General features: G+C 72.1%; 4 protein-coding genes and 1 pseudogene. All 5 read left to right on the top strand.

The genetic code is table 11. The annotated features are described in order from the left end of the window. Nucleotides 1-201 (top strand): annotated as a pseudogene (locus AB0K92_RS19945) (hypothetical protein); the annotation flags it as partial. A 127-nt stretch (nt 202-328) separates the two neighbouring features. Beyond that, nucleotides 329-1228 (top strand): DUF4255 domain-containing protein, encoded by a 900-nt coding sequence (locus AB0K92_RS19940; protein WP_365924559.1) that lies wholly within the window; start codon nt 329-331, stop codon nt 1226-1228. Nucleotides 1229-1317: 89 nt separating this feature from the next. Further along, nucleotides 1318-3279 carry an ATP-binding protein gene (locus AB0K92_RS19935; RefSeq protein WP_365924557.1) on the top strand — a complete coding sequence of 654 codons (1962 nt, stop codon included), beginning with the start codon at nt 1318-1320 and terminating at the stop codon, nt 3277-3279. Continuing rightward, nucleotides 3270-3548 (top strand): hypothetical protein, encoded by a 279-nt coding sequence (locus tag AB0K92_RS19930; RefSeq protein ID WP_365924554.1) that lies wholly within the window; start codon nt 3270-3272, stop codon nt 3546-3548. The genes AB0K92_RS19935 and AB0K92_RS19930 overlap by 10 nt, the downstream gene beginning before the upstream one ends. Beyond that, nucleotides 3545-10165 carry a DUF4157 domain-containing protein gene (locus tag AB0K92_RS19925; protein WP_365924552.1) on the top strand — a complete coding sequence of 2207 codons (6621 nt, stop codon included), beginning with the start codon at nt 3545-3547 and terminating at the stop codon, nt 10163-10165. The genes AB0K92_RS19930 and AB0K92_RS19925 overlap by 4 nt, the downstream gene beginning before the upstream one ends. The last annotated feature ends 2 nt before the right edge of the window (nt 10166-10167 follow it).

Below are 10167 nucleotides of genomic sequence, written 5' to 3'. Positions count from 1 at the left end.
GCCGCCGCCCGCGACGCCGTACGGCAGGCCGCAGCCCGCCGGTCCGGGCGGGCGCCCGAGCAGGTGGTGCGGGTGCAGATCGGGCGGCTGGAGGTGACGGCGGGCGCGCCGCCGCCCGCCGGCCCCGCCCGCCGTGCGCCCGCCGAACGCCCCGCCGCGACCGTGAGCCTGGCCGACTACCTGGCGCGGGGGCGGGAGTGAGGCGCCCGGCCGGGGCGGGGGCGCCCGTCAGGCACCCCGCCGGCACGGGCACGACGAGCGCCGACACGGGCACGGGCAGGACGAGCGCCGGCACCGGCAGGACGAGAGGAACCGAGGAACCGACGTCATGAGCAACGCACTCGCCATCGCCCATGTCACCCAGGCCCTCGCCCTGCTCATCGAGTCCAACGTGGGACCGGAGTTCGGCGAGGCCGTGCGGGTGGAGCCGCGCAAGCCGCCGGCCGAGCCGCCGGACCACCCCACCGTCAACGTGTTCCTGTACCAGGTCACGCCCAACACCGCGATGCGCGGCACCGACCTGCCCACCCGGGCGGGCGACGGCACGCTGGTCAGGCGCCCCGCCGCCGCGCTCGACCTGCACTACCTGATCAGCGCCTACGGCGACGAGACGGACCTGGTCGGGCAGCGCCTGATCGGCTCCGTGGTCCGGACCCTGCACCAGACACCGGTCCTGCCGAAGGACGTCATCGAACAGACCGGCCAGCGCCCGTACCTGCTGGGCAGCGACCTCGCGGAGGCCGCGCAGCGGGTGCGGTTCACGCCGACGGTGATGGACGTCGACGAGACGTCGAAGCTGTGGGGGATGCTCCACCAGACGCCGTACTCCCTGTCGGTGGTGTACCAGGCGTCCCTGATCTTCATCGACGGCCGCGGCACACCGGTGCCGCGCAAGCCCGTGGAGCGGCACGACGTACGGGTGCTGCCGTTCGGCGCGCCGGGTGCGCCGGTCCCTCCGGGAGGGGGAGGGGGCGACGCGGCCGGTACGGAGGGGGAGCGCGCCGAGCCGGGGACGGAGACGGAGAGGGCGGGGCGGGTGAAGACGCCCGTGAACGCTCCCGCGAACCCGCCCGCCGCAAAGCAGGTCAAGCCCGCAGCGAAGGCGCCCGCGAAGACCCCGGCGAAGACCGCCGCCAAGCCGGCCTCCCGGGCGCGCAGGTCGCCACGCAAGTCCACGGGGAGCGGCGGGCCCGCGCGACGGGGCGGTGACGGGCCCGAGGAGAACTGAGACCGGGACACACGACGGGGGCAGGTGAGGACATGGGCACGACGAACAAGACCGGCACGGGGCACCGGAATGGCGCCGCTGCAGGAAATGTGACCGGTACGGACGACGCTGCCGCGCTGAGCGCGGAGATCCACCGCGTCCTGGCGCGCGTCGACGCGCACGCGGCCCGCGCCACCGACCCGGACACCTCGGCGGCAGGGGAGAGCACGCCCCCGCCGGCCGGGGAGCGGGACGTGGCCTCCGTACCGCCCCGCACGGGCCCGCTCGACGCGCTCGTCGCCTGCTTCGGCCTCACCCCCTTCGAACGGGACCTCGTCCTGCTCACCGCCGCGCAGGAACTGGAGCCGACGACCGCCGCCCGGTGCGCCGCCGCGAGCGGCGATCCGGAGCGGGCGTACCCCACCTTCTCCCTCGCCCTCGCCGCGCTCGCCGAACCGCACTGGAGCGCGCTCACCCCGGTCGCACCCCTGCGCCGCTGGCGGATCGTCGAACCGGCGGACGACACCGCCCTGACCACCGCCCGGCTCCGCCTCGACGAGCGCGTCCTGCACTTCCTCCTCGGCTCGCCCTACCTGGACGCCCGGCTGCACGGCCGGCTGCGCCGCGCCCCGGTCCCGGACCGGCTGCCACCGTCGTACGACCTGGCGGCGGACCGGATCACCACCGCCTGGACGACGGGCGCCCGCCCCGACAGTCCGCCGCTGGTCGAGGTGACCGGCGGCGACCCGCGCAGCCGGGCCGACATCGCCGCCGCCGGGGCCGCCCGCGCCGGACTCGGCCTGTACACCATGAACGCCGAGGACATCCCCGCCGACCCCGCCGAACGCGACCGGCTGGCACGGCTGTGGCAGCGTGAGGCGATCCTGCTGCCCGCCGCGCTGCTGGTCGAGGCGGGCGAACTGGACCGGGACCAGCGGGCGGCGACCGAGGCCTTCCTGGCCGGGGCCGCCGTACCCGTTGTCGTGTCCGGCACCGACCCCCTGGACACGGAGCGCCCGCACGGCACCCGGGTGCCGGTGCCGCGCCTGGACGACGACGAACAACTCGCCGTGTGGGCCGACGCGTTCACCGAGTTCGGCCTCGACGAGGGCGAACTGCGCTCGCTCGTCGCCCAGTTCCAGCTGCCGCCGCACGTCGTCCGCACCGCCGCCGACACCGTGCGCCGCGACCTGCCCGGCGAGGCCGAGCCGGACATCGCGCGCCTCGCCTGGCGGGCGGGCCTGGAGGAGGCCCGCCTCGGCATGGACGCGCTGGGGCGCCGTATCGAACCGCGGGCCGGCTGGGACGACCTGGTGCTGCACGAGCGCCAGACGTCCGTCCTCCGGGAGATCGTCGCCCACGTACGGCAGCGGCCCACCGTCCACCAGGAGTGGGGCTTCGCCGCCGCCCTGCGCCGCGGCCTCGGCGTCACCGCGCTGTTCGCGGGCGGCTCCGGCACGGGCAAGACGCTGGCGGCGGAGGTCATGGCGAGGGAACTGGGCCTGGACCTCTTCGTGATCGACCTGTCCCAGGTGGTCAGCAAATACATCGGCGAGACCGAGAAGAACCTGCGCCGGGTCTTCGACGCCGCCGAACGCGGCGGCGCGCTGCTCCTCTTCGACGAGGCCGACGCCCTGTTCGGCAAGCGCAGCGAGGTCAAGGACAGCCACGACCGGTACGCCAACCTGGAAGTCAGCTACCTGCTGATGCGGATGGAGGCCTACCGCGGCCTCGCCGTCCTCACCACCAACATGAAGAAGGCCCTCGACACCGCCTTCCTGCGCCGTATCCGCTTCGTCGTCGACTTCTCCTTCCCGGCGGAGCGGGAACGCGCAGAGATCTGGCGCCGGGTGCTGCCGTCGCAGGCGCCGGTCAAGGACCTGGACGTGGGGCTCCTCGCCCAGCTGACCGTCGCGGGCGGCTCGATCCGCAACATCGCCCTGTCCGGGGCGTTCCTCGCCGCCGAGGAGGGCGAGGCCCTGCAGATGCGTCACATGCTGGCCGCGGCCCGCACCGAGTACCTGAAGCTGGAGCGGTCCCTGACGCCGACGGAGGTGCGGGGATGGAAGTGAACCCGCGCGAGATACACGTGGACGTGGGTGAGCTGGCCCTCACCGGCTTCCACGCCGACCCGGAGCGGGTCTCGGCCGCCTTCGAGCGCGAGCTGACCCGGCTGGTCCGCGAGCACGGCATACCCCTCGCGGCGGACGGCGCCGTGACCGTGGAGGCCCTGACCGGCCTCCCGCCACTGCCCGCCGGACTCTCCGCGCGGCGGCTCGGCCAGGAACTGGCCCGCGCGGTGCACCAGGGCCTCAGCGGCCACGGGGAGGTGACGCGGTGAGCTCCCAGACCCAGCGGGACCGTGCCGAGCAGTCCGCCGAGCAGCGCCGCCGCAAGCGCAGGGAACGCGCCGCGAAGTCCCGTACCCCCGAACCGAAGAACATCGTCAGCGGCGCCGGCCAGCCCCTCGACCCCGGCGTCCGGCGCGAACTGGAGGAACAGCTCGGCCACGACCTCGGCCGCGTCCGCCTCCACACCGGCCGCGACGCCGGCCGGCTGACCGAACTGCTGGGCGCCGACGCGGTCGCCGTCGGCCAGGACGTCTTCTTCCGCGAGGGCATGTTCAAGCCCGGCACCGACGAGGGCCGCCGCCTCCTCGCCCACGAACTCCTGCACACCGTCCAGAACCCCCACGGCCTCGGCACCCTGCGCGCCGGCCGCGAACTGGGAGCGGTGAGCCTGCCCCAGCAGGCGATCGAACGGGAGGCGGAGGGCGCGGCGCAGGAGTTGGTGCGCGAGCCCGGGCAGGACGCTCCGCAGGTGGAGGAGGGGCAGGCCACGCCTGGGTGGCTGCGGTACGCGACCGTGCACGCGGACCGGGGCCGGGCGGAGCAGATGGACCCGGCCACCCTCGTGGACCGGCTGACCAACACGATCGTGCGCTCGCTGCGCGGCGACCCGCAGGACCTGTCCCTGCGCACCCGCAAGCAACTCTCCCGCCTCCCGCAGGAGATGCTCGACGCCGTCCTCGTCCGCCTGGAGCGACGCCTGCTCAGCTCCGAGCACGAGCGGGTGCTCGACCTCGTCGACGAGATCGAGGCGTACGACGACTACGCCGACGACGACCTGGAGCGCAACGCGCACGACGCCCCGCAGATGGAGCCGGACACCGCCGAGGAGGTACGGGCCGAGCGCGAGGAGGAGCAGCGCAAGGCCGAGGAACGGCGGGCGGAGCGGCAGCGGCCGGGGCAGGTGCCGGGGCCGGAGAAGGAGCAGAGCGGGGACGAGGGCGAGGCCGGAAGCACTCCGCGCAACGGCGGTACCCCAGAGCAGAGGACGACACCGGAGGGCGGAGCCGCGCCGCGGGAGGCGGAGCGGGACTCGCGACCTCCAGGAGCCCCGGGCGGCAGGACCGGGCGGAAGACGTCGGGCGCACCGGCCGCGCCGCGGGAGCAGGCCTCGTCGGCCGCGGGCTCCGGCGGGAAGCCGGAGGGCGGACAACAAGGCGGGCAGCGAGCCGACGGGCAGAAGTCTGCGTCCTCGGCTGAGGGCAAGGAGCAGAAGCAGGACCCGGACGGCAAGGAAGACACCGAACAGCGGGAGACGCCGGCCGCGAGCAAGGAGGAGTCCGCGGCGAGGAACCGCCCGGGCGCAGCCGAGGCGGCCGTGGCCGGCCGGCAGGTGAAGCCGGAGGACAGGCAGGGGCAGCAGAAGCCCACCGGCACTCCGGCCCGCACGGGCCAGGACACCCAGCTACCCGGCCGCCGCAGCACCCTGGAGGGCAAGCGCAGCCAGGACCTGGAGGGTCTTCAGGAGGAGAAGGACGAGGACCCCTTCGCGTCCGGCGGCGAGTCGGAGGTGGAGGTCGGCGGCGAGGAGCCCAGCGCCTGGGACATCAAGCTGCGGCCCGAGGACTTCCTGCCCCGGCAGGACCTGGACGTGTCCGGCGTACCGACCGCGGAAGAGCTGGACCCGTCCGCGTCGCCGTCGATGCCGTCGTTCCCCGCCCCGCCGCCGACCCGGGCCGACGAGGTGCGGGCGCTGCGCGACGCGGAGGACGCCGAGGACGCGGCGGCCGAGGCGGAGCCCGCGGAGGAGACGGCCGGCGAACCGCTGGAGGTGACGCCGTCCAAGGAGACCGAGGGCGGCCCCGACAGCGCGACCGGCCTCGGCGGCCTGGCCCTCGAACAGGCCGCGGCGATGCCGCCCGTGCCGCGTACGGCGTCCAAGGACCCCAAGAGCGGGGACGATCCGAAGGCCGGCCCGGTCGCAGCGCAGACCACCGTGCAGGAGGCGCCGGGCACGGCGGACGGCAAGTCCGAGGGCGGCAGTGACGTCGGGGAAACCGCCGCGAAGGAGGAAGCGGGCACGCCCGCGGGCGGCGACAAGACCACGGCAGCACCGGAGAAGGAGTCCCAGCAGGCGGCGGGCGGCAGCTCGGCGCAGTCCGACGCCGGGACGAAGGGCGGCGCGGGGCCGGAGGGTTCGGGTGCCTCCGGTACGTCCGGGGCGGCGCCCGCGCCGGACACGGCCGGGGACACGGGCGGCACCTCTGGCTCCTCCTCCGGTACGGTCCCGACCCCCGGCCCCGCCCCGGACACCTCGCCCGGGCCGAGCGACCGTACCGACGTCCCCCCGGCGGCGCCCAGGTCCGAGCCCGCGCCCTCGCAACCGGCTTCCGCGCCGGCCCCGAAGGCAGCTCCCGAGCCGAAGCGCGCCCCCGAGACGGCACCCGAACGCCGGGCGGCGGCACCCTCGGCCGGGCGCTCACGCGGCGGCGGCGGGGGCGGAGGAGGCGGCCGTGGGGGTGGCGGTGGCGGCGGGGGTGCTGCCGCGCCGGCCCGCGGCAAGGGCAAGAAGGACTCCGGACCGGCTCCGAACCTCGCCGGCGTGTCCCCGGAAGCAGGCCTGGCCACGGCCTCCAACCTGAAGCCGCACCCGGCACTTGAGGCCATGGGCGGCGTCGGCGGCGCGGTGGACCGTTCCGTCGGCGACGAGCACCGGACGCTGGCCTCCGCCCCGCCGGAGATGCAGCGCCCGGCGGGAGCGCCGCGGACCCTCCAGGGCAAGCCGAGGACGGACGCCCCCGCGCAGTACTCGCAGGACCCGGCGCAGCAGGCGGCGGAACCGGAGCGGGAGGACGCCGAGGTCGAGGGCGCGAAGGAGCCCGAGGGCCAGATAGAGGCGGAGAAGGCGGAGGAGCCGGGCGCCTGGGACTCGTTCGCGATGGCACTGGGCTTCATCGGCGGCAAGCTGGTGAACGGCGTGGCGAGTATCTTCGGCGCCGACAAGCCTGTCGTGGACCCGCAGGAACTGGCCGCCAAGTTCGCCGGACTGCCGACGAAGGACGAAGCCCTCAAGCAGGCGCAGGCGGGCAACGCGCCGGGCGTGCAGATGCAGGGCGTCGCGGGCCAGGCGGCCGGTGAGCAGGACGGCCACGTCGACGCGAAGGGCCGACAGACCCTGGGGACCGCGCGGGACGACGCCGGGCGCGGGATGGGCGAGGACCAGGTGTACCCGGACGCGCCCAAGGAGCAGCTGACCGCGAAGGTGCCGGGCGGGAAGGGCGGCGCCGGGCAGGGAGTCGGGTCCGGCGGCGTGACCGGAGCCGTTCCCGCGGAGGCGGCCTCCGAAGTGGCGGAACACGAACGGGGTTCGCAGTTCCGGGCCGCGTTCAGCGAGGGCCAGAAGGGGATGTCCGAAAGCCGTCAGGCCAAGGACCGCGACTTCCGCGACTCGCAGGCGAAGCACAGGCAGCAGGTCGACGCCGAGATCGCGACGAACACCCGGACGCAGGCGGGCGAACGCGAGAAGGCGATGGCCGAGGTCACCGCCCAGCGCGAGGACTGGCGCGCCGACCAGGACCAGGAGCTGAAAAGCCTCGGCGACAAGAAGAGCGACAGGCGCGACAAGGTCGAGAAGGACGTCAGGGACCAAGAGAAGCAGACGGACGACAAGGTCGAGACGGAGAAGGAGGACAGCGACAAGAAGATCGAGGACGAGGCGGTACGGGCCGAGCGGGACGCCGACCAGCAGAAGAACACCGCCGCCGAGCAGTCCGGCAACTGGATCACGAAAGCCTTCGACTGGATCAAGCAGAAGGTCATCGAGATCAAGAACGCGATCGTGCGGGTCATCCGCGCGGCGCGGGACGCGGTGATCGGCTTCATCCGCACCTTCAAGGAGACGGTCGAGCGCTGGATCAACGAGGCCCGCAAGAACATCGTCGACGCGATCAAGAACTTCATCAAGGACCTGATCGAGTTCGCGAAGGCGATGGTCCGGGCAGTCATCGACCTGGCGAAGCGCGTCCGCAACCTCATCACCACCCTCATCCAGGCGGCGATCGCCCTCGTCAACCGCCTGTCCCAGATGCTGAAGCAGATGATCACGGATCTGCTGAACGCCCTCGGCAAGCTGCTCAGCAGCATCCTGGACATCCTGAAGAAGGCGCTCCTCGACGTCATCAAGGCCGTCGTCGACACGGTGAAGGGCATTCTCCAGTTCGCCGCCGGCCTGCTGAGCGCCCTCGGCGACTTCATGCTCATCGCCGTCGACTTCCTCTCCGACCCCGGCGGCTGGCTGAGCGGCGCGAAGAACTCCGCCGTGGACGGCGCCAAGAACCACCTGTTCCGCGAGGTCAAGTCCGCGGTCAAGGAATGGTTCCAGTCCAAGATCGAGGAAATCCTCGGCATCCCCAAGGCCGTCTTCGACAAACTCCTCAAGGGCGGCATCACCCTCGAACAGATAGTCAAGGAGACCTGGGACGCCATAGTCCCCCAACTCCCGCTGATCATCGGCGAGATCGTCATCACCAAGGTCATCGCCAAACTCATCCCCGGCGCCGGCTGGGTGATGGCGGTCATCGACGCCATCCGCACGGCGATCGGCGCCCTGGGCGAAATCCTCCGCGCGATGGGCGCGGTCCTGGACTGGCTGAAGGCCGTCCGCACCGGCGGCGCGGGCATCCTGTTCGCGAAGGCGGTGGCGGCCGGCATCGTCGCCCTCCTCGAACTCGCCTACGAGGCCCTGCTGAGCGGCATCGGCAAGTACGTGGCGAAGGTCGGCCGCCGCTTCAAGGACATCGCGGCACGACTGGGCAGGGGCGAAAAGAACCGCGACGGCGACCGCCGGCCGGGAGCGCCGGAGGTGGACGACAGACGGGGCGACAAGGACGCGCGATCGACTGCCGGGAACGAAGGGGGCGCCGCTTCTCCCGCCATGCCGAAATCCGGCAAAGGCGTGGAGCCCGGCACCAAGCCGCAGGGGAAAGCGGCCCCCACCAAGCCGGCGACGAGAACCCCGGGCAAGGACACGTCGGGCAAGCCGAAGCGAGGCGGCCAGGATCTTCCCGGCAGGTCCAAGGATCAGGAGCCGAACAGGCCCGGTCGCCTCAGGGGCGACAAGGACGGCTCCGTCAAGCCGGGCACCCGCCCCACCCCGGCCCCGAAGCCCAAGCCGAAGCCGGACCCGCAGCCGACACTGGACCAGGACGCGAAGCCGACGCCGAAGGACAAGCTTCCGGAGCAGTTCAAGGACGGCAAGGAGGTTTCCGACACCACCAAGCCGAAGGGCGACAGAAGTATCCCTGGCAAGACCAACGATGTGGACCCGGTCAATCCCAGGAATGACGACAAAGACACCACGGGCAAGCCCGGAGGTCATGGCTCGACGAAGCCGAAGGGCCCGGATCGTGAGGACAGGGACGGCGGCAGCAGGAAGCCACAGGGCGGCAGCAGCGGCCCAGGCAGGCCGGCGCCGCGCGTGACCCGGCCCAAGGGCCGCACGAAGGGCCCCGACCGCCGCGGTCCGCGCCCCGACACACGAGAGTCCGGTCGGCCGGGCAGGCCGAAATCCGACTCGGACAAGGTCAGGACAAGGAAGCACGAGAACTCAAGGGATTTCAAGGACGACCGGTTGCGCAGGATCGTGGCGGCCATCCGTCCCAGGCTGTACAACGCGATGCGAGACGGCATTCCCCAATCCACGTTCCTCGGCCTCCTGAAGTCGATGCGGCTGTACTACCGACTGACCGGACTCGGGCCTGTCGGTGGGGATCCCTTCACTGTCGTTGCTTCTCTCAATCCGTCACGACCCGTGTTGGGAGGAGACTATTCGGAGCCCCGGTCCCAGCCCTCGGCCTATCCGAATCCACCCGGCGCGCCTGCGCCTGCAGCCGATCTGCCCACGCCCAAGATGCCCTCTTACAGTGGCGACAGGGCAAGCCACATAGCGCCGGAATACATCAGTCAGCCGAAGATCACCAAGGGGACTCCGGCCAGCAGGACGCCCGCCGGCGAGCCGAAAGGTTGGGACTACATCACGGATCCCTCCCGGAATCTCCAGGAAGACGGAGCCTGGGTGAGAGCGCATTTGCTGCCGGACCGTCTGGGGGGTGACGCGAGAGGCAGCAATCTGGTACCGGCCCGCCGCGGGGTGAACAAAGACCTGGAACTCGGTGTCGAGATGCCCGCTTGGCGGGCAGCGAAGAACAAGCCGATCTGGTATGAGTCCAGGGTGGAGTTCGGCAACACAGGTGCCGTCGCCGACATTCCCACATTCATACGCTCCACATTCGGCCGATACGAGAAGATCAGAGGAACCGGCGCCAAGCAGACCGACTGGAAGGAGCTCGGTGCCGAAAAGACAGTCCAGCTCAACCTCAAGCCTCCCCAGGCCGACGAGAAGAACGTGCTCTACATCAATACCTTCGGTGCGACGCAGATCAAGAGTTGGCTCAACATCACCATGGGCATGGCGAACCACATAGTGAAGCAACGCCTCACGCTTCCTGGACGCCAATATCGCGGCATGTTGCATCTTGAGCTTCAACTCCGTGCGAGGAAGCGCAGTTTGGGGCCGAGGTCTCTACCGCAGCTGAGCCGTGCGCTCGAGCGCCTCAAGATGCTCGAGGGTGCGAGGTTGATCGACTGGAACCTGCTGCACGAGGAAGTGTGAGG

The sequence above is a fragment of the Streptomyces sp. NPDC052687 genome, assembly GCF_040678395.1.
GTDB lineage: Bacteria > Actinomycetota > Actinomycetes > Streptomycetales > Streptomycetaceae > Streptomyces.
Note: the sequence above shows the minus strand (reverse complement) of the source record. Positions and strands in the feature narration are given on the sequence as shown.

Bases quoted from the DNA above. Each gene is read 5' to 3' on its own strand.
- AB0K92_RS19940 (WP_365924559.1), top strand. From the start codon at position 329: ATGAGCAACGCACTCGCCATCGCCCATGTCACCCAGGCCCTCGCCCTG.
- AB0K92_RS19930 (WP_365924554.1), top strand. From the start codon at position 3,270: ATGGAAGTGAACCCGCGCGAGATACACGTGGACGTGGGTGAGCTGGCC.